This is a genomic window from Rhodococcus sp. 06-156-4 (assembly GCF_002259345.1).
GTDB lineage: Bacteria > Actinomycetota > Actinomycetes > Mycobacteriales > Mycobacteriaceae > Rhodococcoides > Rhodococcoides fascians_E.
Genome location: NZ_NPGB01000008.1, coordinates 22,597 through 46,995, shown reverse-complemented (window position 1 = coordinate 46,995; position 24,399 = coordinate 22,597). Strand labels below are relative to the sequence as shown.

25 protein-coding genes are annotated in these 24,399 nt (G+C 63.4%); 17 read left to right on the top strand and 8 right to left on the bottom strand.

What is annotated here, in order from left to right; all coding sequences use genetic code 11:
• Positions 1 to 5: 5 nt before the first annotated feature.
• The 6 genes from CH290_RS03370 to CH290_RS03345 all read right to left on the bottom strand — a co-directional run bounded on the left by CH290_RS03370 (position 6) and on the right by CH290_RS03345 (position 5,544).
• Complete coding sequence (locus CH290_RS03370) at positions 6 to 1,451, bottom strand: TRAP transporter large permease (protein ID WP_020110888.1); 1,446 nt, start codon at positions 1,449 to 1,451, stop codon at positions 6 to 8.
• 32 nt (positions 1,452 to 1,483) lie between these two features.
• On the bottom strand, positions 1,484 to 2,035 hold the full coding sequence (locus tag CH290_RS03365) for a TRAP transporter small permease (RefSeq protein ID WP_019663139.1): 552 nt from the start codon (positions 2,033 to 2,035) through the stop codon (positions 1,484 to 1,486).
• A gap of 78 nt (positions 2,036 to 2,113) precedes the next feature.
• On the bottom strand, positions 2,114 to 2,851 hold the full coding sequence (locus CH290_RS03360; RefSeq protein ID WP_019663140.1) for an SDR family NAD(P)-dependent oxidoreductase: 738 nt from the start codon (positions 2,849 to 2,851) through the stop codon (positions 2,114 to 2,116).
• Position 2,852: 1 nt separating this feature from the next.
• The gene (locus CH290_RS03355) at positions 2,853 to 3,617 is read right to left on the bottom strand and encodes a crotonase/enoyl-CoA hydratase family protein (protein ID WP_019663141.1); all 765 of its coding nucleotides are present in this window, start codon (positions 3,615 to 3,617) and stop codon (positions 2,853 to 2,855) included.
• A complete protein-coding gene (locus CH290_RS03350; protein WP_019663142.1) occupies positions 3,614 to 4,378 on the bottom strand; it encodes an SDR family NAD(P)-dependent oxidoreductase in 765 nt (254 codons plus the stop codon). Before CH290_RS03350 ends, CH290_RS03355 begins: the two co-directional genes overlap by 4 nt.
• A gap of 11 nt (positions 4,379 to 4,389) precedes the next feature.
• Positions 4,390 to 5,544 carry a thiolase family protein gene (locus CH290_RS03345; RefSeq protein ID WP_027498652.1) on the bottom strand — a complete coding sequence of 385 codons (1,155 nt, stop codon included), beginning with the start codon at positions 5,542 to 5,544 and terminating at the stop codon, positions 4,390 to 4,392.
• Between the two features lie 121 nt (positions 5,545 to 5,665).
• Here CH290_RS03345 and CH290_RS03340 point away from each other — a divergent pair, with 121 nt between their 5' ends.
• Genes CH290_RS03340 through CH290_RS03300 form a run of 9 tightly spaced genes read left to right on the top strand, consistent with a single transcriptional unit; the run spans position 5,666 to position 15,585 of the window.
• Positions 5,666 to 6,856, top strand: a complete 1,191-nt coding sequence (locus CH290_RS03340; RefSeq protein WP_019663144.1) for an acyl-CoA dehydrogenase family protein — start codon at positions 5,666 to 5,668, stop codon at positions 6,854 to 6,856.
• A 32-nt stretch (positions 6,857 to 6,888) separates the two neighbouring features.
• Entirely contained in the window at positions 6,889 to 7,659 is a 771-nt protein-coding gene (locus CH290_RS03335; RefSeq protein ID WP_019663145.1) for an SDR family NAD(P)-dependent oxidoreductase, read from the top strand.
• A 25-nt stretch (positions 7,660 to 7,684) separates the two neighbouring features.
• A complete protein-coding gene (locus CH290_RS03330) occupies positions 7,685 to 8,710 on the top strand; it encodes an LLM class flavin-dependent oxidoreductase (protein ID WP_019663146.1) in 1,026 nt (341 codons plus the stop codon).
• A complete protein-coding gene (locus CH290_RS03325; protein ID WP_019663147.1) occupies positions 8,707 to 10,350 on the top strand; it encodes an AMP-binding protein in 1,644 nt (547 codons plus the stop codon). Before CH290_RS03330 ends, CH290_RS03325 begins: the two co-directional genes overlap by 4 nt.
• Before the next feature lie 14 nt (positions 10,351 to 10,364).
• Complete coding sequence (locus CH290_RS03320; RefSeq protein ID WP_019663148.1) at positions 10,365 to 11,531, top strand: acyl-CoA dehydrogenase family protein; 1,167 nt, start codon at positions 10,365 to 10,367, stop codon at positions 11,529 to 11,531.
• Between the two features lie 13 nt (positions 11,532 to 11,544).
• A complete protein-coding gene (locus tag CH290_RS03315; RefSeq protein ID WP_019663149.1) occupies positions 11,545 to 12,435 on the top strand; it encodes an HpcH/HpaI aldolase/citrate lyase family protein in 891 nt (296 codons plus the stop codon).
• Complete coding sequence (locus CH290_RS03310; protein ID WP_019663150.1) at positions 12,436 to 12,909, top strand: MaoC family dehydratase; 474 nt, start codon at positions 12,436 to 12,438, stop codon at positions 12,907 to 12,909.
• Position 12,910: 1 nt separating this feature from the next.
• Positions 12,911 to 14,383, top strand: coding sequence for an aldehyde dehydrogenase family protein (locus CH290_RS03305; protein ID WP_026347434.1), 1,473 nt, complete (start codon positions 12,911 to 12,913; stop codon positions 14,381 to 14,383).
• Positions 14,383 to 15,585, top strand: coding sequence for a CaiB/BaiF CoA transferase family protein (locus CH290_RS03300; RefSeq protein WP_027498651.1), 1,203 nt, complete (start codon positions 14,383 to 14,385; stop codon positions 15,583 to 15,585). Before CH290_RS03305 ends, CH290_RS03300 begins: the two co-directional genes overlap by 1 nt.
• Here CH290_RS03300 and CH290_RS03295 read toward each other — a convergent pair.
• Positions 15,575 to 16,168 (bottom strand): TetR/AcrR family transcriptional regulator, encoded by a 594-nt coding sequence (locus CH290_RS03295; RefSeq protein WP_020110884.1) that lies wholly within the window; start codon positions 16,166 to 16,168, stop codon positions 15,575 to 15,577. The genes CH290_RS03300 and CH290_RS03295 overlap by 11 nt on opposite strands.
• A 167-nt stretch (positions 16,169 to 16,335) precedes the next feature.
• On the opposite strand from CH290_RS03295, the gene CH290_RS03290 reads away from it, so the two are divergent.
• The 8 genes from CH290_RS03290 to CH290_RS03255 are packed head-to-tail and all read left to right on the top strand — an operon-like array spanning position 16,336 to position 23,550.
• Positions 16,336 to 17,568 carry a CaiB/BaiF CoA transferase family protein gene (locus CH290_RS03290; RefSeq protein ID WP_020110883.1) on the top strand — a complete coding sequence of 411 codons (1,233 nt, stop codon included), beginning with the start codon at positions 16,336 to 16,338 and terminating at the stop codon, positions 17,566 to 17,568.
• On the top strand, positions 17,565 to 18,767 hold the full coding sequence (locus CH290_RS03285; RefSeq protein WP_020110882.1) for a CaiB/BaiF CoA transferase family protein: 1,203 nt from the start codon (positions 17,565 to 17,567) through the stop codon (positions 18,765 to 18,767). Before CH290_RS03290 ends, CH290_RS03285 begins: the two co-directional genes overlap by 4 nt.
• A complete protein-coding gene (locus CH290_RS03280; protein ID WP_033190157.1) occupies positions 18,764 to 19,363 on the top strand; it encodes an FAS1-like dehydratase domain-containing protein in 600 nt (199 codons plus the stop codon). The genes CH290_RS03285 and CH290_RS03280 overlap by 4 nt, the downstream gene beginning before the upstream one ends.
• Complete coding sequence (locus CH290_RS03275; protein ID WP_020110880.1) at positions 19,360 to 19,794, top strand: hotdog family protein; 435 nt, start codon at positions 19,360 to 19,362, stop codon at positions 19,792 to 19,794. The genes CH290_RS03280 and CH290_RS03275 overlap by 4 nt, the downstream gene beginning before the upstream one ends.
• Positions 19,791 to 20,945 carry a thiolase family protein gene (locus tag CH290_RS03270; RefSeq protein ID WP_020110879.1) on the top strand — a complete coding sequence of 385 codons (1,155 nt, stop codon included), beginning with the start codon at positions 19,791 to 19,793 and terminating at the stop codon, positions 20,943 to 20,945. Before CH290_RS03275 ends, CH290_RS03270 begins: the two co-directional genes overlap by 4 nt.
• Entirely contained in the window at positions 20,942 to 21,352 is a 411-nt protein-coding gene (locus CH290_RS03265; protein WP_033190158.1) for a Zn-ribbon domain-containing OB-fold protein, read from the top strand. The genes CH290_RS03270 and CH290_RS03265 overlap by 4 nt, the downstream gene beginning before the upstream one ends.
• Positions 21,353 to 21,381: 29 nt before the next feature.
• A complete protein-coding gene (locus CH290_RS03260; RefSeq protein ID WP_020110877.1) occupies positions 21,382 to 22,755 on the top strand; it encodes an MFS transporter in 1,374 nt (457 codons plus the stop codon).
• A 3-nt stretch (positions 22,756 to 22,758) separates the two neighbouring features.
• Entirely contained in the window at positions 22,759 to 23,550 is a 792-nt protein-coding gene (locus CH290_RS03255) for an SDR family NAD(P)-dependent oxidoreductase (RefSeq protein ID WP_020110876.1), read from the top strand.
• A 49-nt stretch (positions 23,551 to 23,599) separates the two neighbouring features.
• On the opposite strand, the gene CH290_RS03250 is transcribed toward CH290_RS03255, so the two are convergent.
• Positions 23,600 to 24,364, bottom strand: coding sequence for an SDR family NAD(P)-dependent oxidoreductase (locus CH290_RS03250; RefSeq protein WP_027498649.1), 765 nt, complete (start codon positions 24,362 to 24,364; stop codon positions 23,600 to 23,602).
• Positions 24,365 to 24,399: the final 35 nt, after the last annotated feature.

The window sequence follows — 24,399 nt, the reverse complement described above, 5'->3', positions numbered from 1 at the left end:
AACCTTTATCCACCCATCTGGCTTGGAAGAAACGTTGCGACTTGCGGGAACGCGATCAGCAGGACGACGAAGACGAGCGCGATCGGCATCACCCATGCAACGCTGGCGAATACGTCGCGCAGACTGATCTTGTTGCCGAGGTTCACTTCTGGGTCCTGCGCTACGCCGTGAATGATGTAGGACAGGATGCCGACGGGCGGAGTGATGACGGCGAGCTCGCCCATGAAGACGACGAAGACACCGAACCACAGCAGCGAGATGTCGAGGTAAGCGAGCGTAGGGATGAGCAGTGGTACCGTCAGGAGCATCATCGCGAGGGCGTCGAGGAACATCCCCATCACGAGGTAGACCACGGTCATCAACGCGAGGAACTGCCACGCCGTCAAGCCAAGGTTGGTTGTCCAATCGGTGAACCCGGTCGTCAATCCGGTCAAGGGAAGCATTCTGGACAATGCGGTTGCGCCGAGAAGCATCAGGAAGATCGATCCGGTGCTTGCTACGGCACTCACAGCAGCCTCGCTGACTGCGGCAAATGGGCGGTCGCGGCGACGTGCGAACAGTGCGACGAACAGCGCAACCATCGCCGCAGCGCCGCCGGCCTCGGTAGCGGTGAAAACGCCGGAGAACATGCCAACCACGACCACCAGCACGAGGACCGGAACCGGCCACACCGAAACGAGTGCACGCCACTTGGCACCCGTGGATTCCGGAGCGACGTCCACCTTCTCCGGTGTCTTCGGTTTGACAATCGATGCCGCGATCATCAGCGCGATGCTGAACAAGACCGCCACTGCCACACCGGGGCCGACTCCGGCCAAGAGTTGCTCTCCAACAGGGACTTCCGCGATCCCGGCGAACACGACAAGAGTGATCGAGGGTGGTATGAGCTGGCCGGGCAGTCCGGCGGCCATGACGGATCCGATGGCCAGACGCTTGTCGTAACCCGCTCGGAGCATCTCGGGGATGCCGATACGTGCCAACGCATAGGTAGTCCCGACTGTCGAACCGCTGACCGAGGCGAGCCCAGCTCCCGCGAGGTTGGTGCCGACTGCCAGGCCGCCGGGCATCCACCCCAGCCAAGTCCGTGCGACATCGTAGAGCTTCTCGGTCACTCCGGATCGCCACAGCAGCAGACCCATGAATACGAACATCGGAACGACACTCAACGTCCATTGTGCAACATTGTGATACGGCAATTTGCTGACGGTGCTGGTGACGACACCGAAGTCGCGCAGTGCCCACATTCCCATCAGCGCGGACACCAAAAGCGCGAAACCGATGTGCATCCGCAGGAAGATCAGGCTCAGTAGCAGGACGATCGACAGGACGCCGATGGTCTCCTTCGATCCGCCGAGGAACGTACCGACGGTGGACCCGACGGCTGCCGCGACGAATACTGCAAGGGTGATGCTTCCGCTCGGGAATCGGCCTGCTCGAACTCGACCGGGCATTGGTTTGGAGGGTTCGCGCGTGGCTACGGCGGTCATCGTGCCTTCTCTGTGTCGGCCGCGTGGTCGGATTCGGGAGAGACAGCAAAAGAGGATCCGGAATCGTCGATGTCTTCGTCGTGTAATTGTTTCCATCCGAGACGTACGTACTGTACGGCGAAGAGTGCGAACGTGATCGGGACGAGGTACGTCAGTGGCCACGCTGCGATATCGGTCAGTCCGGCCGTCAGCTCGATGTCGCGATTGTGTTGCGCATGATCGAACGAGTAGGCGACGGTAACCAGGCAGACCGCTGCGCACACGATGCTCGAGCCTGCGGCAACGTACCGCTTGGCGGCCGCAGGGAACCGTGTGTAGAACATATCGGCCCACACGTGTTCGCCGCGATGCATCGCGATCACGAAGCCCAGTAGGACGACCAAGGGCATGTACCAGTACTGGACTCGTTCGAGGGTGCCGGTTATGGGCTCCCCGAACACAGTGCGAGAGAACGCGTTTGCGACGGTATGCACCATCATGGCGAGGAGCCCTACGACCGCAGGTATCTCGACCAGCGTGAACAGGCGATTGCCTACAGGATTCGTCAAAACAGGTGCTCCGCTCGAAAGAGTGTGATGCAAACAACTCTATCTATACGAATGATGCGAAGCAATAGAATCGGACATTCAGTACTGGCCCGATGCGCCACCATCGACGGAGATGGCCGACCCTGTGAGGAACGGGACATCTTCTCGGAGAAGGAAAACTGCTGTGCGCGCGACTTCTTCGGCACTGGCCATACCGCGACCACCGACACCCTGGGCCGGGATCGCTTGACCGTCGCGAGCGAGAAGTGCCCTGAACTTACCGATGATGGGTGTGTCGGTCGAACCAGGACAGATACAGTTCACAGCTATCCCGTGCTCGCGTACCTCGGCCGCAGCAGTTCTCGTCAGCCCGAGAATTGCGTGTTTCGCGGCAACGTAATCCGCGCGCTTGGCTGCTCCTTGCAGGCTCGCGATGGATCCTGTGTTGACGATCTGCCCCTTGCCCGTCGTGATCATGTGTGGAAGAACATACTTCAGTCCGTAGAACATGCTGTTCAGGTTGACCGACATCGTGGTCGACCACTCGGCCGGAGACATGTCCACGATCGCTCGGTTGACTCCTGCTATCCCGGCATTGTTGAAGAACTGATCCGGAATGCCGAGTGTGTCGACCGCAGCGGCTACGTAGTCCTCGACCTCAGCGGGATTCGAGACGTCAGCTCGGTGCGCGACGACGGTGCCGGCCGACATCCGACTGGTCTCTTCGGCGCCGGCGAGATCGATGTCGACGGCGAGTACCTGCGTACCTGCCTGCGCGAGTTCGAGACATACAGCTCTGCCTATCCCGCTTCCGGCGCCGGTGACGATCGCAACCACCTCAGCGCCCCTTCCAGACCGGAGTCCGTTTCTCCTTGAACGCCGACGCCCCCTCGCGGGCGTCTTCCGAGCTTCTGACCGGCTCGTAGATCTTCCACATCTCCGCGAATTGCTCGTCGTTGGACCAGTCGCGGGCCTTGGTGATGATCTCTTTGGTCGCCCGCACGGCCATCGGGCCGTTCTTCGCGATCTTCTTCGCCAGCTCCAACGCGACCTCCAGCGCCTCTCCCGCTGGGGTGAGCCGGTTGATCAGGCCGGCGTCCTTGGCTTCCTGCGCACTGATGAAGTCACCGGTGAGGCACCACTCGACGGCCAACGCGCGCGGGACCCGGTCGGGCAGCCGGAGCAATCCGCCACCACCGGCGAGCAACCCGCGCTTGACTTCGGGGAGTCCGAACACTGCCGTCTCGGACGCCACCACCAGATCACAGGCAAGCACAATCTCGAATCCGCCCGCGATGGCGTGGCCCTCGACAGCGGCGATCAGCGGTTTCGCCGGGGGAGTCTCGGCGACGCCCGCGAATCCCCGCCCCGGAATCGACGGCTTCTCACCGGCAAGGAAGGCCTTCAAATCCATTCCGGTGCAAAAACTTTTGCCCTCGCCGGCAATGACACCCGCGACGAGGTCGTCGCGGGCATCCAGTTCGTCCATGGCGTCGGCGATGGCCTGCGCAGTGGCAGTGTTGATCGCGTTGCGGACCTCGGGACGGGTGATCGTGACGACCTGTACACCCTCGATCTGCTCGACCCTGACCAGAGCACTCATCGTGGCTGCATCCGGATCGCGCCGTCGAGCCGAATGACCTCACCGTTGATCATGGCGTTGTCGACGATGTGCAATGCAAGCTTGGCGTATTCGTCGGCGTCACCCAACCGGGCCGGGTGTGGAATCTGGGCGGCCAAGCCGTCGCGAATTTCCTGCGAGAATCGGGACAGAATCGGTGTGTCGAAGATTCCAGGAGCAATGCTGTTGACGCGAATCAGCTTTCGCGACAGATCGCGAGCTGCAACCAAGGTCATACCTACAACACCCGCTTTGGCCGACGCATACGGAATCTGGCCGATCTGACCTTCCCACGCTGCGACGGATGCCGTCATGATGACGACGCCACGCTCACCGTCGACCGGTTCGTTGCGGACCATGCGAGCGGCCGCGAGCCGGAGAACATTGAAGCTGCCGATCAGGTTCGTCTGGATCAGCGAGGTATAGAGCTCCAGAGAGCCCGGTGTGCCGTCCTTTTCGACGACGCGGACGGTTCCGCCGCGACCCGCGCAGTGCACAACGGACCGAATGGGAGCCCGCGCTTCGGCGAGATCCAACGCCGCATCGACGGCGTCGGGATCGGCGACGTCGGCGGGACCGAACTGCACGAAGTCGCCGAGCTCCTGCGCCACGTCCTTGCCGGCGGACTGCGGCAGATCGACGATGACAGTGTTGACGCCTGCGGCGACGAACCGCTTGACCGTCGCGAGTCCGAGGCCGGACGCCCCGCCCGTGACGACCGCGGAAGAATTGGTGAGATCCATGAACCGACTCCTTACTTCAGTATCTCGATGATGGTTGCGTTGGCCATTCCGCCTGCTTCACACATGGTCTGCAATCCGTAACGGCCACCGGTACGTTCGAGGTGATTGATCAACGTGGTCATGATGCGGGCGCCCGACGCACCCAATGGATGCCCTAGTGCAATGGCGCCACCGACGGGATTCAGCACGTCCTGATCGACGCCGAGTTCCTTCGCCCATGCCAGCGGTACCGAGGCAAATGCTTCGTTGACCTCGAAAGCGGAGATGTCGGCCAGCGTCAAACCCGCCATTTTCAACACCTTTTCGGTCGCCGGGATCGGGCCGGTGAGCATCAGTAGAGGATCGTCGCCGATCACCGCGGAGGCGACGATTCTGGCCCGGGGCCGCAGACCCAACTGCGAGGCCCGCTCCTCGCTCATCACCAACAGGGCCGCCGCACCATCGGTGATCTGCGACGCGTTCCCGGCGGTGACGGTCCAGTCGAGGTCAGGGAACTGCGCTCGACGCTCGTCGGTGCCGAACACGGCTTTCAGTCCGCCGAGCTTCTCGGCCGTTGTGCCCGTTCGGATGGTTTCGTCGGCGACGAGGCCACCGACCGGCACGATCTCGCCGGCAAAGTCCGCCTCCGAGGCTCGTGCGTGGGAGCGAGCGGAGTATTCGTCGAGTTCCGACCTGGAGATTCCCCACTTCTGTGCGACGAGTTCCGCGGCGACTCCCTGCGGCACCAGCACTGGGAACCGCTCTCGAACACCCTCGCCGAACGGATCGGCGTCGCCGCGTGCACTGCCCATGGGGACCCGGCTCATCGATTCGACCCCGCCTGCGATCGCGATCTCGTACGCACCGGCCACGACGCCGTGGACGGCGAAATCCAGTGCCTGCTGGCCGGAGCCGCATTTGCGTTCGACCGTCACCGACGGCACGTGGGCCGGGAAACCCGCGGACAGCACAGCCTGACGGCCTGGCGTTCCAGACTGCTCACCGTTGCCGCCGACGCAGCCGATGATGACGTCGTCCAGCAAGCCCGCGTCGAGCGAGGATCTGTCCGCCAACTGCCTCAATACCTGACCGAGAAGGTCGGCGGGGTGAAGGTGTGACAGTCCACCTCCGATTTTGCCCTTGCCCATGGGCGAACGTACGGCGTCGACGATGACTGCTCGTGTCATGAAAACCCTCCTGAAGCAGGTTTCTGGAAAGCTCGCGAACTATTCATGATTATGTTTAGCATGAACCTAGTGGCCGACGAGTGAGATCTTGTACCGTAGGTCACACCGGATTAGTATAATCATGAGCATGAAAGAGGTGGCCATGTCTGCCAGCACACTCACCGACGACGAGCGCGCCATCAAAGAGGTGGCCGCCAAGGTCGCCTCTGAGCGGTACGCCCCCAAGGCTGCGCAGTGGGATGCGGAGAGAACTGCGTTCCCGCTCGAAGAACGCAAATTCCTCGGATCGCTCGGCTTCCTCGGGATCGCCCTTCCCGAGCGTTTCGGCGGAGGAGGTGCGCCGCTTCAACAGGCGCTCAACGTCATCGAGGAGTTCGCCTACCACTGCAGGCCCGCCGCATTCCAGATCTTCGAGGCGAACACCGGCCCAGCCCAGGTGATCGCCCGGATCGGAACCGAGGAGCAGCGAGAGCGGTTCCTGCCTGGAATCATCGCCGGCGACCTGACGATGGCCGTGGCGATCTCCGAACCCGACGCGGGCTCTGCTGCCACGGATCTGACCACCAAAGCAACGGTAGACGGCGACACGGTTCGAGTCAGCGGAAACAAGCGCTGGATCTCCAATGGCTCCGAGGCCGACGTCTACCTCGTCTATTCGCGCATGAGCGATGCCCAGGGCGCGAAGGGGATCGGCGCTGTTCTCGTCGAAGCCAATCGCGAGGGTGTCAGCTACGGCGCACGCGAAAAGCTCATGGGCTTCCGCGGGATCCCGTCGGCCGACATCTACTTCGACGATGTCGCCGTTCCGAAGGAGAACATCGTCGTCGAACCCGGTGGCTTCCGCACGCTCTTCACCGCGTTCTCGATCGAGCGACTCGGCAATTCGACGATGAGCCTTGCGCTTGGTCAGGCGGCGCTCGACCAGTCGATCCGCTACGTCCAGGAGCGAACGCAGTTCGGCAAGCCGTTGATCGAGTTCCAGGCCGTACAGATGACGATCGCGGACATGGCGCTTCAGGTCGATGCCGCCAGGCTGCTGCTGCAGCGCGCAGCTGCATCGGTGATCGACGGGGAACAGCTCCCCAACTCGCTGCACGTCTCCCTTGCCAAGTGCACCGCTAACGAGATGGCCAAGAAGGTCACCGACCTGGCGATGCAGCTTCACGGCGGCAACGGTTACACCGAGGAGTTCGGCATCGAGCGCATGCACCGTGACGCGCACGGCTGGGCGCTCGCCGGCGGGACGCCGACCATGCAGAGAACCCGAATAGTTTCCGAATTACTGGGACGTTCGTTCGACCAACGCGCTTGAATAACGAAGTAACTTGAGAAGGAGTACAAGAAATGCAGCGATATGAAGGCCGCATCGCCGCCGTCATCGGCGGAGGATCCGGCATGGGCCGTGCCATCAGCCATCGTCTCGCCTCGGAAGGCGCGTTCGTCTACGTCACCGACCTCAGTGAGGAAGCCGCGCGCAAGGTTGCCGCGGAGATCGAGGCCGAGGGCGGTCGGGCGACGGCCGTGACGGTCGACGCGACGAACAACGACGACCTGAAGTCGCTCTTTGCCAAGATCGACGCCGAGAAGGGTGTACTTCATGCGCTGCACGCCCAGGTCGGCATGCCGGGTCCGGGTGGGCTCGAGGTCGACGATGCGACGTGGGACAAGAACATCGACGTCAACGTCAAGAGCGCCTACTACTCCACGACGCTCGGGTTCGAACTACTCAAGAAGGCGGGCGGCAAGGGCTCGGTGACGCTGACCTCGTCGACGTCGGCGCTCATCGGTTCGCCGTTCAGTCCCATCTATTCGATGACGAAGGGTGCGCTCGTACCGTTCGGTCGCGCTCTCGCACTCAACGGCGCCAAGGATGGAATCCGCGTCAACGTCATCTGCCCCGGGCAGGTCAAGACGCCGATGCTCGCTCAGTTCTTCGGACGCGAGCCAGGATCCGACGTCTCTGCTCTCACCGCTGACTTCGTCGCGACTATCCCACTCGGCCGCGGCGCCGAGCCCGAGGAGATCGCGTCGGTCATCGCATTCCTCAACAGCGACGACGCCAGCTACATCACCGGCGTCACCATCCCCGTCGACGGCGGCCTCACCGCGCAATAAGCGCGCCAGATCAGAAGGGACTCTCATGGTTCAGGTCGGCTTACTGCTCAGCGACGTGCCGAAGTCGGTGACGCCGGCGCAGCAGTTCAAGGACATCCTCCGCATCGTCGAGACCGCGGAGGACAACGGTTTCAACTACATCGCCATCGGTCAGCACTTCCTCTACGGCGATCTTCGCTGGCTCCAGCCGGTGCCGCTGCTCGCTCGCCTTGCCGCGCACGTCGCGCCGACGACCAAGCTCGTCACGCAGATCATGATCGCACCGCTGTATCACCCGGTCATGCTCGCCGAGGAGATCGCGACTCTCGACGTCGTCACCGAGGGCAGGTTGATCTTCGGTGCCGGATTGGGCTACCGCCCCGAGGAATTCGACTACCTTCAGGTTCCGTACAAGGAGCGAGCCGGGCGGTTCGACGAATCCCTCCAAGTGATGAAGCAGCTGTGGACCCAGGACGAGGTCACCTTCGAGGGCAAGTACTTCCAGCTCGACGGTGTCAAGCCGCACTTGCATCCGGTCCAGCAGCCGCACGTTCCGATCTGGATCGGCGCTCACGCCATGGGCGGTGTGCGCCGAGCAGGAAAGTACGGCGACGCCTACGCCGTGCCGCCCGAGACCCCGAAGCACGAGGTCGAGGAGCGCTACCGCGTCGTGAAAGATCTGTTCGAGGCACGCGGCAAGGAATTCGGCCTTCAGCCGCTTCGCCGCAACGTCCTCGTAGCGGACAGCAAGGAAGAGGCGATGGTCGAGTACGCCCGTGTCGCTCAGGGCCGGTATCTCACCTACGCCGCCAAGGGTCTCGACGTCATGGCGGGCCGCGACCTGGCGAACCAGTTCGCCGAGTCGGTGTCCGACCACGTCATCGTCGGAACTCCGGACGACGTCGTCGGCAAGCTCACCGACCTCGTGACCACCCTCCCGGTCGATCCACTGCTTCTGCGCCCCCAGTGGCCGACGATGGACGGCGACGAGACCATCGCCGCGATCGAGCGCCTGGGCAAGGATGTCGTTCCGTCGATGCTGGCCCTCGAACCGTTCCGGGATTTCAAGTGAGCCAGACATACACCGATCTGCACCCCAATTTCACAGACCCCGAGGGGTGGACGCTCAGCAACGTTCTGCGGACCCACGCCGCAGCCACGCCCGACGCCACCTTCCTGGTGACGCCCGAGGAGAAGCTGGAGTTCACCTACTCCGAGATTCTCGGCTCCGCAGAACGTATCGCCGGCTCATGGCATGCCGCAGGCGCGCAGCAGGGTGACCGCGTCGTCATCATGGCGATGAATTCCTCCCGGCTGGTGCGTAGTTGGTTCGCTGCCGCCGTCGGCGGAACCGTCGAAGTGCCGATCAACACCAACTACGAAGGCGAATTCCTCCGCCACCAGATCGTCACGGTCGGAGCCCGCTGGGCCGTCATCGACGACACGTTCGCCGAGCGCTTCGTCGCCATCGCCGAGCACAGCCGCGGCATCGAGGAGTTCTGGGTCATCGACACCGGAACCGCGGACAAGGCGATCGCCCTGCTGCGCGAGCACGGTTGGCAGGCCGAAGCCTGGGACGAGCTGGAGAAAGGTACGCCCGTCACCGTTCCTGCGCCGCGGGCGCAGGACCTCGGGGCGATCTTCTTCACCTCGGGCACCACGGGGCCGTCCAAGGGTGTCGCGATGCCGCACTCGCAGCTGTACTTCTTCGCGCAGGAAGTCGTCTCGCTCACGCGGCTCACTCCCTCGGATCGCTACATGACGACGACGCCGCTATTCCACGGCAACGCCCAGTTCATGGCCGTCTATCCAGCGCTCGTGGCGGGCGCCAGTGCCGTGGTGCACCCCAAGTTCAGTGCAAGTCGATGGATCGACATGGTCCGTGACTCCGGTGTCACCGTCACCAATTTCGTCGGCGTCATGATGGACTTCGCGTGGAAACAGGCGCCACGGGAGAACGATCGCGACAACCGGTTGCGCGCCGTGTACGCAGCCCCGATCGCGGACACCGTCGTCGAGCAGTTCAAAGATCGTTACGGCATAGAGGCTTTCGTCAACGCATTCGGTCTCACCGAGACGTGCGCGCCGATCCTCACTCCGTACGGCGAGAAGATCCCGCCCGGCGCGGCAGGCAAGGTGGCGTCGGACTGGTTCGACATCAGGCTTGTCGACCCCGAGACCGACCGCGAAGTACCCGTCGGCGAGGTCGGAGAGCTCGTCGTACGCCCGGTCCAGCCGTGGACCTGCAGCATGGGCTACTACGGCATGCCGGAGAAGACCCTCGAAGCGTGGCGCAATCTCTGGTTCCACACCGGTGACGCACTGCGGAAGGACGAGGACGGCTGGTTCTACTTCGTCGACCGCTACAAGGACGCGCTGCGTAGGCGCGGGGAGAACATCAGCTCCTACGAGGTCGAACAGGCCGTACTGGCACACCCGGCGGTCGTCGAATGCGCTGTCATCGGGGTACCCGCCGACGTCGAGGCCGGCGAGGACGAGGTGCTCGCTGCCGTGGTCGTCAGCGAAAAGGCCGATCCTGCCGAGATTCTCGATTGGTGCAAAGGACGAATCCCGGCCTTCGCCACACCTCGCTACGTCCGTTTCCTGGACGCACTTCCCAAGACACCGTCCGAGAAGGTCCGCAAGGCAGTACTGCGCGACGAGGGCGTCACCGCCGACACGTTCGATCGCACTGCGGTGCCGGTCGCATAGCGCAGGAGATACACATGGACTACTCTTCCGACCCCACGCACGACGACATCCGCGCCGCGGTCAAGACGCTCTGCAAGGCGTTCCCCGACGACTACTGGATGGAGCACGACGACAGCCACGAATTTCCGTGGGACTTCTACAACGCTGTGGCCGAGGGCGGTTGGCTCGGCCTGACGGTCCCCGAGGAATACGGCGGCGGGGGACTCGGTGTCACCGAGGCCGCGATCGTCGAACGTGAGATCTCGGCATCCGGAGCAGGTATGGGCGGTTGCAGCGCCGTGCACATCGGCATCTTCGGATTCGAGCCGATCATCCACCACGGTAGCGAGGCGATGAAGAAGAAGTACCTTCCTCGCGTCGTCACCGGCGAGCTGCACACCTCGTTCGCCGTCACCGAGCCCGATGCAGGCACCGACACCACCAACATCAAGACCTTCGCGAAAAAGGTCGACGGTGGATTCGAAGTGTCGGGCAAGAAGGTCTGGATCACGAAGGCGCAGGAAGCGGAGAAGATGCTGCTGCTGTGCCGAACGAGTCCGCGTATCGACGGTGAGAAGCGCACCGCGGGAATGACGTTGCTGTTCGCCGACATGGACCGCAGCAAAGTACAGATCCGCCCGATTCCGAAGATGGGACGCAACGCCGTCGACACCAACGAACTGTTCATCGACGAGCTGTTCGTCGCGGACGAGGATGTCGTCGGCGAGGTCGGTCATGGGTTCCGCACCATCCTGGGCGGTCTGAATGCCGAGCGCGTGATCTCGGCCAATGCCGCCCTCGGCATCGGTGAGGCGGCGCTGCGCCGCGGCACCCAGTACGCGAAGGAACGCGAAGTGTTCGGCCGGCCCATCGGAAAGAACCAGGGCATCGCATTCCAACTCGCCGAAGCGCGCATCCGACTCGACGCTGCGACCGCTGTGGTCGACAAGGCCGCGTGGATGGTCGACGCCGGTCTGCCGTGCGGCCGAGAAGCAAACGCCGCCAAGTACTTGTGCGCCGAGGCAGGCTTCTTCGCCGCCGACGCAGCGCTTCAGGTGCACGGCGGATTCGGGTTCGGCAAGGAGTTCCACGTGGAACGGTACTTCCGCGAATCCCGTCTGATGCGGATCGCGCCGATCAGCCAGGAAATGGTCCTCAACTACACCGCCGAGCACGTTCTCGGTTTGCCGCGCAGCTACTGAGAGGACTTCTGACATGCAGCCGTATCGTTCGATCCTGTTCGTTCCCGGTCACCGGCCGCGGTGGGTGGACAAGGCCGTCGCGTCCGGCGCCGACTGCGTCGTACTCGACCTGGAGGACTCGGTGCCCCTGGCGGAGAAAGAGGCTGCGCGCGGCACCGTCGCAGAATCCATCGCACGAGTGCGCGAGACCAATCCCGATGTGGGACTGTTCGTTCGAGTGAACCCGCTCGCGACTCGGCTCACCGGCGCCGATCTGGAAGCCGTCGTCGTCCCCGGGCTGACCGGAGTGTTCGCGCCGAAGATCGAAAAGGCCGTCGACGTGCTGCAGTACGACACGTTGCTCGACCACTTCGAGGCACGCAACGGTGTCGACGGCCTCGAGTACATCGTGCCGGTCGAGACCGTGAAGGCGATCCACAACTCCCTCGAGGTAGCGACGGCATCGCCGCGCGTGGGCGCGATGATCGGCCCGTCGGCCGAGCACGCCGATATCGCCCGCGAGGTGGGATACGAATGGACGCCCGAGGGGCTCGAAACCCTCTATCTGCGTAGCCGGGTTCTCCTCGCGTGCCGAGAAGCGAAGATCCACGCGCTGACCGGATTGTGGGAGGACCTTGAAAATCTCGATGGTCTTCGGGAATTCGCGGTCAAAGGTCGTCAGCTCGGATTCCGCGGCATGATCGCGATCCACCCGTCGCACGTCGAGACCGTCAACGATGTGTTCAGCCCGTCCGAGCAGGACATCGAGTTCTACCGAGGGTTGGCCGAAGCATACGAAAAGGCAGAGGTGCAGGGGACCGGTGCACTGCGGTACCGAGGTCTGCACATCGACAAGGCGCACTACGACAAAGCAGTTCAGTGGCTGGAGCGCGCCGAAGCGATCACCAAGAGAGGCGAGAAGTAAATGCGAGGCTTGTATTTCGAAGAGTTCGAGGTCGGTAAGCACTACAAGCATGCGATGACCCGCACTGTGACCGAGATGGACAACGTCATGTTCACCTCGCTGACGATGAACATTCAGCCGCTACACCTCGATGCGGAGTTCTGCAAGGGCACGATTCACGGTCAGCGACTGTTCAACAGTCTCTTCACCGTTGCGTTGATCGGTGCGTTCCACGTACCCGAACTGACCATGGGAACCACCCTCGGCAATCTCGGCTACGAGAAGATCACCTTTCCCAATCCGGTGTTTCACGGTGACACTCTGCGTGCCGAGACCACCATCAAGAACAAGCGCGAATCCAAGAGCCGCGACGACTCCGGCATCGTGTGGTTCGAGCACATCGGCTACAACCAGCGCGACGAGATCGTCTGCGTACTCGAGCGCGTCGGCTTGATGGCCAAGCTGCCTGCAGAACTACAGAAAGAAGGTGCGTGAGATGACTGCCGTGGCGGAGATAGATCAGACGTGGGTACCGGACACCAGGACTCTGCTGATCGGCGATACCGATGCCCAGCCGCAGGGTGAGACGTGGAACGTCTACAACCCCGCCACCGAAGAGGTCATCGCGACCGTCGGGGGAGCGTCGAGCAGCCAGGTCGATGACGCAGTCGCCGCAGCGCGGAGGGCATTTCCGGCGTGGTCCGCACTGAGTGGAGAAGAGCGCTCGAAGCACATCCACCGCTTCGCCGACGCGCTGGAGAAGGCCGCGGACCGGTTGCTACCCTCGATCGTCAACGAGGTGGGGTGCCCGGTGTCGCTGGCCTCGTACCTGCAGGTGAAGATGGCCGTCGACGAGCACCTGCGCTGGGCCGCCGAGGCTGCGAAGACCGATCGTACGATCCATCTCGGCGAATACGACAAGCCGGTTCCGACGATGAGCGACGTGGTCCACCAGCCCGTCGGCGTGGTCGCCGCCATCACCGGATACAACTATCCGCTCAATCTCGCGATCTTCAAGTTCGGCGCCGCGCTGGCGGCGGGCTGCACCGTCGTGCTGCTTCCGTCGCCGCGAACCCCGCTCACCACCCTGTTCCTCGGCGACCTCATCAAGGAATCCGGCCTGCCGCCGGGCGTCATGAACGTCATCATCGGCGGTGCCGATGTGGGACAACAACTCTCGTCGCATCGTGGCGTGGATCGCGTCTCGTTCACCGGGTCCGACGGCGTCGGCGCGAAGATCATGGAGCAGGCGTCGGCCAACCTGACGGGTGTGACGCTCGAACTCGGCGGCAAGTCCCCGAACATCGTGCTCGAGGGTGTCGACGTCAAGAAGATCGCGGTCGAGATGCACCTTCGCTGGGCACGTAACGGCGGCCAGGGATGTGCAGCGCTCGCACGGCTTCTCGTGCACGACAGCGTGTACGACGAGTTCCTGGAAGCCGGCGCATCGGCGTTCGATCAGATGGTCGTCGGCGACCCATGGGATCCCGCGACGAACATCGGACCGATGATCCGGCCCGACCATCAGGCCCGCGTCAACGGTTTCATCGACGGATCGGTCGCCGAGGGCGGCACGAAGCTGCTCCAAGTCACCAAGCCGCTGCCGGAGAAGGGATGGTTCGTCAATCCGGTTCTGCTGGGCGGACTTCCGCACAGCGCACGGGCAGTGCAACAGGAGATCTTCGGACCCGTCGCGGTGATCGTGCCGTTCAAGAACACCGAGGAAGCGATCCGTCTCGCCAACGACACCGACTACGGTCTCGCGGCGAACGTCTGGTGCGACGATCCGATCGAGGCCAGGCGGGTCGCGGAGCAGGTCCGGGCCGGAACGGTGTGGATCAACGGAGGTGGCTCGATGCGCCCCGACGCACCGTTCGGCGGTTACGGCAAGTCCGGAGTCGGCCGTGAGCTCGGCGAGTGGGGCATGAAGGAATACCTCGAGGTCAAGCACATCCAGTGGAGGATCTGATGGGCGCCACCGGTCCGCTCGCGGGCATCAAGGTCGTCGAGCTCGGCACGATGTACGCCGCGCCGACGGCAGGGCGCATGCTGCGTGACTTCGGCGCGGAGGTCATCAAGGTCGAGGACCCAGCCTCGGGTGACTATGCACGGCAGTGGATTCCGCAGAAGAAGGGCTTGTCTCTCGGGTTCTCGCGGCTCAACGCAGGAAAGCGGTCGGTGGGAATCGATCTGCGCGATGCCGAAGGTCGTGCGCTGGTCAAGCGTCTCATTGCCGGCGCCGACGTAGTCATCGAGTCGTTCAGGCCAGGGCGTCTCGAATCGTGGGGACTCGGCTTCGAGGAACTGTCGAAGGACAACCCCGGGCTCGTTCTGGCTCGCGTGTCCGGCTTCGGCCAGACCGGGCCGAACCGCCTGCTGCCGGGATTCGGCACCGTCGCCGAGACGGCCAGTGGATTCGCCAACGTCAACGGTTGGCCGGACTCGCCTCCCACCTCGCCGCCGTTCGGTTTCGCCGACTCCATCGCGGGCCTGTCCGCAGCGATGGGCGTGGCGATGTCGTTGTTCAAGCGGGAAAAGACCGGTCTCGGTGAGGAAGTCGATGTCGCGCTGTACGAGCCGCTGATGTTCATCGTCGGAGACATGTTCCTGAAGTACACCGCGACGGGCGAGATTCAGCAGCGCATCGGTAATTCGACCGGAGCCGCGTCACCTCGCGGCATCTACGAGGCGGCCGACGGGAAGTTCCTGTCCATCGCCGCGTCCAATCAGGCTATCGCCAAGCGATTGTTCGCGGCGATGGGCAAAGCGGAGGTCATCGACGATCCTCGCTACGCGACCAATGCCGATCGCCTGCGGAACAACGACGACGTGCAGCAGATGGTCATCGACTGGTGCAAGAGCATGCCGCGCACCGAGGTGCTCGAGGTGCTCGAGAAGTTCGAGGTGGTGAGCGCACCGGTCAACGACGCATCGGACGTGGTGGAGGATCCGCATTTCCTGGAACGCACGTTGGTGGAGATCACGGGCAACGACGTACTCGGCAAAGTTCTGATGCCGGGTCCGGTCCTGCACATGAAGAGCTACGACGGTCCGGTGTACGACGGGGTGCCTGGGGTCGGGGAGCACACAGCCGAGATTCTTACGGCGGAGTTGTCCTTGAGTGCAGTTGAACTCAGCGACCTCGCCACGCGCGGGATCGTCAGCGCGTAGTTCGCAGTACATGGTCGACCAAGGTGCGGGCGTACTCTTCGGAGTGCGCCCGCACTGCGTCGTCCAGCTTCTTCGGTGTGCTGAGGGTGTGCAGAATGATTGCGCCGAGCAAGGTTTCGAGCAGCAGCGTCACCGAGGTGCCGGCGGGGAGCTGACCGCGGGCGATGGCTTTGCGGACCATCTCGCGTGCGGCGAGGGTTTGCGAGTCGCGGAAGAGCGCGAATTGGTCGGTGACGCCGGGGATGGAATCCCCCTCGATGGCCATGCGAAAAATCGCTCGTCCTGCTCCGCCGAGGTAGAGCCGCATGGTCTGGCGTGCGAGTTCGAGGAGGTCGGCTTTGATGTCACCGGAATCCTGAGTGGCGACGACGGTGATGCGGTCCTCGATGGCGTCCTGCAGCAGGGTGTTCTTGTTCGGCCACCGAAGGTAGATCGACGCCTTTCCGACGGAGGCCTGACGCGCGACGGCTTCGATGGAGAACTTGGCCCATCCCTGGGTTCCGAAGATGTCGACGGCGGCATCGAACACGCGTCGTTCCAGGTCGGGGTCGCGTGGGCGCCCCGTCTTGGAGGTGTCCGGCACAGCCGTCTCCTTCTCGTTCGAAAGATTTGTGACCTGAACCACTGAAAACCATTGATTCGTGTCAGGGGAGAGTGTACTTTCCTAGTTACGGACGAAGAACGTTCAGAAACGTTCCGCCTTCCTGCTGATTCGGAAGGTGTTCTCCCTTTTCATGATTGGTGGGCGCAATGGCGCTGTTGGAGCGGTACCGCGTGCTCGACTTCACTGATGAGCGTGGCTTGCTCGCAGGCCGAATGCTTGCCGATCTCGGAGCCGACGTGGTCCAGGTCGAGCCGCTCGGTGGATCCTCGGCGCGGACAGCCGAGCCACTCGGACCTCGTGGATCGTATTTCTGGGACACCTATGCGGCCAACAAGCGCGGCATCGCGATCGACTTCGAGGATCCAGCGGGACTCCATGACTTGATCGCTCAGGCCGACGTCGTGATCGAATCGGCCGGACCCAGCGTGATGGACAGCCTGGGGCTCGGATTCGAAAAGTTGCACACCCTGTACCCGCGCCTGGTCTACGTCTCGATTTCGGCGTTCGGATCCACCGGGCCGAAGGCGCGATACGCGGCCAGTGACCTCGTGGTCTGGGCTGCGGGAGGACCGCTCGACCCGCATCGGGAGGCAGATCGGCCACCGGTCAGGATCTCGATTCCGCAGGCTTTTCTCCATGCCGCCGCCGATGCCGCCGACGGCGCATTGTTCGCGTTGCTGGCACGGACACGCACCGGTCGCGGTCAGCATGTCGATGTCTCCGCGCAGGCATGTCTCGGAACAGCGACGCTGGGAAGGGTTCTCGCCCACACCGCAGGTGATGTAGCCCCGGAGTGGGAAAAACTCGTAGATGGTCCGGTGAAGAAGATCGATCAGTCCGGTAGCGGTTCCGGTACCGATCCCGCCAAGAAGAAATGGCGCTGCGCCGACGGTCTCATCGAATTCCATCTCACTGTCGGACGCGCCTCCGGTGCGTTCACCACCGCGTTCTTCGGGTGGATGGCGTCGGAGAATTCGGACTACGAGCGATTCGCGTCGATCGATTGGCGCGAAATTCCGGACATGGTGGCACGCGGGGAATTCGACGACGCTCGATTCGACGAGGCCCGCGGCGCCGTCGCCGAGTTCTTGGCCGGCAAGACGAAGAACGCTGTGCTGGAAGCGGCACGCGAACACCGTCTGCTGTGCGTGCCGATCTACGACACCGGGGACGTTGCTGCGAGCCCACAACTCGACGCACGGAGCTTCTACTCGACCGTCGTCGACGATGCAGGTCGCGAGATCAGGATGCCCGGTGCGTTTGCGAAGGTCGCCGGCGAGCCTCTCGAAGTACGCACACCCGCACCGTCGTTGGGACAACACACCGAGGAAGTTCTCACCGACTGGGTAGGCACGCGCGTCATGGAGAACGCGTCATGAGCAAGCCACTCGACGGAGTGAAGGTCCTCGACATGTCCTGGGTGGTAGCCGGCCCACTCGTCGGGCGAGCCCTTGCCGACGCAGGCGCAACCGTCGTGCGCGTGGAATCCGGCACCAAGGTCGAGACCGCGCGCCTGATGCCTCCCTTCGAGGGTGGTGTTGCAGGACATGAGAATTCGGCGCTGTACGGAAATGTGAATGCAGGCAAACTCGGTGTGTCGTTGGATCTTCGGCTCCCGGCCGCACGTGCCGTCGCCAGATCTCTTGCCGACTGGGCCGACATCGTCCTCGAGTCGTACGCACCCGGGCGAATGAAGAAGTGGGGGCTCGACTACGAGAGCCTGAGCGCGACGAATCCGGGCCTGATCATGGTGAGCAGTTCCATCAACGGACAGGACGGGCCCTACAGCGGCCTCGCCGGTTACGGAAATGTCGGTGCCGCCCTGTCGGGATTCCAATCTGCGGTGGGATGGGAGGATCGGCTTCCGCTCGGACCGTTCGGCCCGTACACCGACTACGTGGCTCCGCGGTTCGGCCTGGCGGCGTTGCTCGCTGCCCTGCTCGAGCGTGAGCAGAGCGGCGTCGGTGCGTACATCGACATCTCGCAGGTCGAGTGCGGTGCCTTCCTGCAATCGCCCTATCTGGCCCAGTATTCGGCCGAGGGAACGGTCGTCGCGCGGCGTGGCAACAGCGACGCAGCGTTCGCTCCCAACGGCGTCTACCCCTGCGTCGACGGACGGTTCGTGGCCATCACCGTCGGCGACGACGACCAGTGGCGGATGCTCGCCACGGTCATGAATCTTCCCGACGCCTCAACCAATTTCCGCACGCTCGACGTCCGACTGCGGCACAGCGACGAACTCGACGATCTCGTTGCTGGATGGACCGTGCGGCATCGTTCGCAGGACCTCGAAGATCTTCTGCAACGCGTCGGTATTGCCGCACACGTCTCGGCCGACAGCCAGGCTTTCTGCGAGGACCCACAGCTGAGACACCGAGGGCATCTGGTAGAACTCGACCACCCTCTGCACGGACGAGTGACGATCGAAGGCCCTAGGTACCAGCTCAGCGACACGCCATTGTCCGTCGACCGAGCGGCCCCGGTGTGCGGCCAGGACAACACATACGTACTCGGTGACATCCTCGGCCTCACCGCCGAGCAGATCGAAACATTGGAAAGTGAAGGTGCACTGACATGACGACAGAACTGACGGACGTCAGGCCGTCCTGGGTGGCGGACTGGGACGAACTCGTCGTCCGGGTAGGCGAGGACTTCTCCGACGGCAGTATTCGCTGGGGCGGTGATCCGGTCGAGTCCGGAACTGTCCGCCGGTATCTTGAACCGCTCGAGCTCGACAGTGCTATTCACTACGACGAGGATGCTGCCCGCGGCGCTGGGTTCGACGGTGTGATTGCGCCGTCCACTGGCCTGCTGTCCTGGGCGATCGCAGCGATGCGCAACCCCGGTGAGGAGACGCTGTACGGCAGTGCCGATCGCGACGCGCAGCCGACGCGAAGCCCGATCAACAACGAAGACCCGTATCCAGGACCGGAGACGAGTGGGTTCCTCACGGCCAGCATGGAACTCGACTTCGTCAGACCGGTCCTGCTCGGCGAACGACTCGGAAACCGAGGTCGACGACTGATCTCGTGCAGTCCCAAGCAGACCTCGCTGGGCCGAGGGGCGTTCCTGTCCTGGGAGAACGACATCGTCAGCGACCGCGGCGACGTCGTCGCGCGAGTACGCAACGTCGTCTACGCCTACAACCCCGTGACCGAGGACTCCGAATCATGAGATTTTTCGAAGACGTCACCGAGGGCGAGCAGCTCCCGGTGCCCGAATACCCGCTGTCGATGTACCGACTCGTGATGGCGGCGGGGTCGAACCGCGACTTCAACTCAATCCACCACAACTCCGAGTACGCCAAGGATTCCGGCGCACCCGAGGCCTACGCCAACGTGCTGTTCCTGATGGGCATGTGGGAGCGGGCAGTTCGCGACTGGGCAGGACCGACCGGTGTCATCGGATCGGTGAAGGGCTTCGCAATGAAGAAGTTCAACCTCGTCGGTACCACCACGACCGTGCACGGCACCGTCGTCGGCAAGGAGATTCGAGGCGACAAAGGCATCGTGGCGGTCGAACTGGTCAGCCGTAACGAAGGCGTCGTCACGGTTGGACCCGGAACGATGGAAATCGAACTGCCTCTCCAGAAAGCTCTGGTATGAAAGCCTCGATCGCCGGTCTCGGTGTGACCGAGATGGGCCGGATCTATGGCAAGACGGCGACGAACTTCGGCGCCGACGCGGTCCGTCGGGCAGCGGCCGATGCGCACCTCGAGCTGAGCGAGATCGACGGTCTTCTCATCAGCGGCGGAGTCACTGGCGAACTCGGCTTGCCGCTCGCGCAAGAACTCGGTCTCGAAGACCTGTCGCTGCTGTCGGTGATGCAGTCCTACGGCTCGACCGCCGGAGCGATGGTTCAGTTCGCGGCATCGGCCATCGAATCCGGACAGGCCACCGCGGTGGCCTGTGTATTCGCGGACGCGCCGTTGAAAGAGCGCGTCGCGACCGGGGCGTCCTATGCACAGGCCAACTCGGGCGGGGTCGGTTGGGAAGGGATTCTTGGATCAACCGGTGTCAACAGTGCCAACTCGCTGTACGCACTGGCAGCCAACCGGCACATGCAGACCTACGGCACCACCTCCGAGCAGCTCGGGTCGGTGGCCGTCGCGCAGCGGGCCTGGGCTGCATTGAATCCTCTTGCGCAGATGCGTGATCCGATCACCCTCGCCGACCACCAGGATTCGCGGATGATCAGCTCACCGTTCCATCTGCTGGACTGCTGCCTCGTCTCCAACGGCGGCGTCGCCGTCATCGTGACGAGCGCCGAGCGCGCCAGAGATCTGGCGCAGCCACCCGTCGACATTCTCGCGTCGGCACAGTCGCATCCCGGGCACTACATGCGCCGCAACGACGACTTCGGATTGGTGAGCGGAGCAGCACAATCCGGGCCGAAGGCGTTCGCTGCCGCTGGGCTCTCTCCAACGGACATCGACCTGGTCGAACTCTACGACTGCTATACCTACACGCTGCTGATCTCGCTGGAGGACTACGGGTTCTGCGACAAGGGGTCCGGCGGCGACTTCGTCGGGACGCCAGGTCTTCTCGGACCGGGCGGCTCGCTGAAGGTCAATACCGGCGGCGGACAGCTGTCGTCGTATTACATGTGGGGAATGACTCCGCTGTCCGAAGCAGTCATCCAGCTTCGCGGGCAGGCGGGGGAGCGTCAGGTCGACAAGCACGACACAGCGCTCGTCTCCGGCAACGGCGGCGTCCTCGATCACCATTCCACCCTTCTGTTGGGAGCCGGCCGATGACTGCAATCCTGTCCATCCCGCTTGCGCCTGTCCGCCGTGACGCCCAGACTGCCGACTTCTTCGACGGCACTGCGCGCGGCGAGTTCCTGTTGCGCGAGAAGATCGGCACCGGAGAACTTCTCGCGCCACAGACCGCAGTTCCGGACGACGCCGACTACCGCTGGACACCTGCCAGCGGCCGCGGCCGAATCATCTCGTGGACCACCGTGTACGGCCGCAATGCCGAAGGCACCGTTGTTCCACAGCACATTCTTGCCGTCGTCGAACTCGACGAAGGCCCCTGGTGGTGGACCCGTCTGGTCGTAGAAGATCGCGAACCTGTGACCGGCGCGTCCGTCCACGCCGAATTCCACAAATCCGGCGATGCCGACGAGTACGAATACGTGCCCGTCTTCGTACTCGACTGAACCCCTTACCTTTCGGAATGGAACCAACGATGGACGTTTCGACCGCGATCAAGACATCGCCGATCTCCCGCTACCAGTACAAAGTGTTGGCCGCCTGTCTGCTGGTCATCACCATCGACGGATTCGACGTGTTCGTGATGGGATTCGTGCTCCCACACCTACCCGACGGATTCTTCGACAGCACCGCCGAGAAAGGCTACCTTCTCAGCGCGGGCCTGGCCGGCATGGCGGCAGGATCGATATTCCTTGCACCCCTTGCCGACAGGATCGGACGTCGACGCCTCATCCTGTGGGGCCTCGTCCTCAACCTGATCGGCCTGGCTGCGTCGGCGATGTCGCCGAACGTCGAGGCACTCATCGCCGCCCGCTTCCTCACCGGCATCGGTATCGGCGGAATGGCCGCCAGCCTCATCGTACTGGTCCAGGAGTTGTCACCGGAGAAGCGCCGAAACACCATCATGGGTGTGTACTCGATCGGCTTCCCACTCGGCAGCCTCGTCGGCGGCGGAATCGGAGCGCTGCTCGTGGCTGCCTTCGACGGCGCATGGCAGGTCATGTTCATCTTCGGCGCTGTTATCACTGCCGGGGCAGTCGCGGTCACATTGGCCATGATTCCCGAGTCGATCGACTTCCTGATCAGCAAGAACACACCGGAAGCCGACGCCGAGATCCACCGCTTCATCGTCAAACTGAACAACCCCGCCATCGACCCGAACGCCCGACCCGCAGTAGCCCCCGTCGTCGAGGACAACACCTCGGTTCGCGGCTTGTTCGCGAACGGCATGTACTACCGGACGCTGCTGACGTGGCTGATGTACTCGTGCTTGATGTCGGCGTTCTACTTCGCGAACACCTGGACCCCGCAGTTGGTGAAAGAGTCCAGTGGTAGCGCAGAACTCGGAACCACCGCCGGCCTGATCCTCAGCCTCGGCGGACTCGTCGGAGCACTGGTGTTCGGTGTGTGGACATTGAAGATCTCTGCGGGCCGGTTGCTGTGGACGGCAATGGCGATTGCCGCAGTCTCTATCCTTGCGTTCGCGGCGTTCTTCGGCCACCCGGGGATTGCCATTGCGCTCACCGTCGCGGTGGGACTGTTCACCTATATCGCGATCACCGCGGCTGCTGCTGTCGTCCCTCCGCTGTACCCCGTTCGGGCACGCTCGACCGCCATCGGGTGGATGCTGGGTATCGGCCGGTTGTTCTCCATCTCGGCGCCGATCGCCGTCGGCTACGCGCTGGCAGTGTTCGCTCCGCAGACGCTGTACTACTTCGCCGCAGTTCCGATGGTGGTCGGTGCATTGGCAACTTACGCACTGTGGAAGCACACCCGCGACGAAACTGCGCCGATGGACATGGTGGCGGAGCCGGTGACTGGTTACCCACCACTCGTGAAGGAAGGCTGACACATGCGAGACAAGCGCGTATTGGTGACGGGCGGTGGCTCGGGAATCGGCCGGGCCATCGCCGTCGAGGCCGCTGCCCAAGGGGCCGAGACTGTGATCGTCGCGGATATCTCTCCCGAGCTTCTGGCCGAGACCGAGACGCTGATCGCAGCGGCTGGTGCCAAGAGCGTCGCGCTGCGGGTGGACGTGTCCGACGGTGCACAGGTCCGGCAGATGATCGACGACGCCGTTTCCGCGGCCGGCGGGCTGGACACGCTCGTCAACAACGTGGGCGTCATCGACACCGGTTTCGTGTCGGGGGAGCAGGCCAACATCGTCGACCTCCCCGAGGACGTGTGGGACTCGGTCATGAACATCAACGTCAAATCTATGTGGTTGGCAACGAAATACGCTGCGCCGTATCTGCGCGCGTCCGATCGAGGGCCATCCATCGTCAACGCAGCCTCGGTGTCCGGGATGATGGGGTACAAGACGCCTGCGTACTCCGTCAGCAAGGCCGCGGTGATCCAGCTGACCCGCACAACGGCGATCTCACTGGCGAACGAGGTCCGGTGCAACAGCTTCTCGCCGGGCAGCTTTCGAACCACGATGGCGCAGAAGCATATCGACGCAGCCGAAGACCCGGTTGTGCAGGAACGCTTCATGAGCGGCGCACACCTGATCCCGCGACTCGGCGATCCCGTCGAGGTCGCCCGGGTTGCGTGCTTCCTCGCCTCGGACGCGGCGTCGTTCATGACGGGCACCAATGTCCCCGTCGACGGCGGCACCATGGCCTGGCGGGGTCTGCGGTCCTAGGTAGTGCAGCTCGAGCGGCGGAGCCGCCCCGAACACACTGGGAGCCGCCCTACATCCCGCCGTCCACGGTGATGATGGACCCCGTGGTGTAGCTGGAGGCATCGCTGGCGAGATACAAGGCGGCCCCGACGATTTCGTTGGGGTCGCCTCCGCGTTTGGCTGCGAAGGTCTCTGCGCGCTTGCTGAAAGCCTCCATGTCCCAGGCGTTGGAGACGTCGGTGAGGAAGGTGCCCGCCATGATCGCGTTCGTGCGCACGGTGGGCCCGAAGGTCTTGGCCAGTCCGACGGTGATGGCGTTCAGGCCGGCCTTCGCGGCAGCGTACGGCAGCACATCCGGCCGTGGCTTGGTCGACGCCGCACTCGAGATGTTGATGATGGATCCTCCGTCGCCCTGCGCCATTCTGGTTCCGATCAGGGCTGCGAGGCGGAATGGACCTTTCAAGTTCACGCCGAGGACCTTGTCGAAGAGTGTCTCGGAGATCGAGTCCACCGAGTCGTACAGCGGCGACATGCCTGCGTTGTTGATCAGCACATCAACCTTGCCGAAGTGCTCGTAGGACGTGTCGACCAGCTCGTCGAGTGCGTCCCATTTCCCGACGTGGGCGGCGATCGGGAATGCCCGACGCCCGGTCGCGTCCTCGATCTCCTTGGCCGTCACCTGGCACGACTCGAAATCGCGACTCGCGATGATGACGTCAGCACCTGCCTGGGCCAGCCCGAACGCCATTGCTTTGCCGAGGCCTCGGCTGCCGCCGGTGATCAGGGCGACGCGGCCCGAGAGGTCGAAACGAGAGGGGGCGTCGAACTGGGGCATCGTTTTCTCCTGGATCTGGACCGCTGTAGGCAATT

Coding starts and splice junctions, on each gene's coding strand:
- CH290_RS03370 (WP_020110888.1), bottom strand. CDS start 1,451: ATGCCCGGTCGAGTTCGAGCAGGCCGATTCCCGAGCGGAAGCATCACC.
- CH290_RS03355 (WP_019663141.1), bottom strand. CDS start 3,617: ATGAGTGCTCTGGTCAGGGTCGAGCAGATCGAGGGTGTACAGGTCGTC.
- CH290_RS03350 (WP_019663142.1), bottom strand. CDS start 4,378: ATGGATCTCACCAATTCTTCCGCGGTCGTCACGGGCGGGGCGTCCGGC.
- CH290_RS03345 (WP_027498652.1), bottom strand. CDS start 5,544: ATGACACGAGCAGTCATCGTCGACGCCGTACGTTCGCCCATGGGCAAG.
- CH290_RS03340 (WP_019663144.1), top strand. CDS start 5,666: ATGAGCATGAAAGAGGTGGCCATGTCTGCCAGCACACTCACCGACGAC.
- CH290_RS03335 (WP_019663145.1), top strand. CDS start 6,889: ATGCAGCGATATGAAGGCCGCATCGCCGCCGTCATCGGCGGAGGATCC.
- CH290_RS03330 (WP_019663146.1), top strand. CDS start 7,685: ATGGTTCAGGTCGGCTTACTGCTCAGCGACGTGCCGAAGTCGGTGACG.
- CH290_RS03320 (WP_019663148.1), top strand. CDS start 10,365: ATGGACTACTCTTCCGACCCCACGCACGACGACATCCGCGCCGCGGTC.
- CH290_RS03315 (WP_019663149.1), top strand. CDS start 11,545: ATGCAGCCGTATCGTTCGATCCTGTTCGTTCCCGGTCACCGGCCGCGG.
- CH290_RS03310 (WP_019663150.1), top strand. CDS start 12,436: ATGCGAGGCTTGTATTTCGAAGAGTTCGAGGTCGGTAAGCACTACAAG.
- CH290_RS03305 (WP_026347434.1), top strand. CDS start 12,911: ATGACTGCCGTGGCGGAGATAGATCAGACGTGGGTACCGGACACCAGG.
- CH290_RS03300 (WP_027498651.1), top strand. CDS start 14,383: ATGGGCGCCACCGGTCCGCTCGCGGGCATCAAGGTCGTCGAGCTCGGC.
- CH290_RS03290 (WP_020110883.1), top strand. CDS start 16,336: ATGGCGCTGTTGGAGCGGTACCGCGTGCTCGACTTCACTGATGAGCGT.
- CH290_RS03285 (WP_020110882.1), top strand. CDS start 17,565: ATGAGCAAGCCACTCGACGGAGTGAAGGTCCTCGACATGTCCTGGGTG.
- CH290_RS03280 (WP_033190157.1), top strand. CDS start 18,764: ATGACGACAGAACTGACGGACGTCAGGCCGTCCTGGGTGGCGGACTGG.
- CH290_RS03275 (WP_020110880.1), top strand. CDS start 19,360: ATGAGATTTTTCGAAGACGTCACCGAGGGCGAGCAGCTCCCGGTGCCC.
- CH290_RS03270 (WP_020110879.1), top strand. CDS start 19,791: ATGAAAGCCTCGATCGCCGGTCTCGGTGTGACCGAGATGGGCCGGATC.
- CH290_RS03265 (WP_033190158.1), top strand. CDS start 20,942: ATGACTGCAATCCTGTCCATCCCGCTTGCGCCTGTCCGCCGTGACGCC.
- CH290_RS03260 (WP_020110877.1), top strand. CDS start 21,382: ATGGACGTTTCGACCGCGATCAAGACATCGCCGATCTCCCGCTACCAG.
- CH290_RS03255 (WP_020110876.1), top strand. CDS start 22,759: ATGCGAGACAAGCGCGTATTGGTGACGGGCGGTGGCTCGGGAATCGGC.
- CH290_RS03250 (WP_027498649.1), bottom strand. CDS start 24,364: ATGCCCCAGTTCGACGCCCCCTCTCGTTTCGACCTCTCGGGCCGCGTC.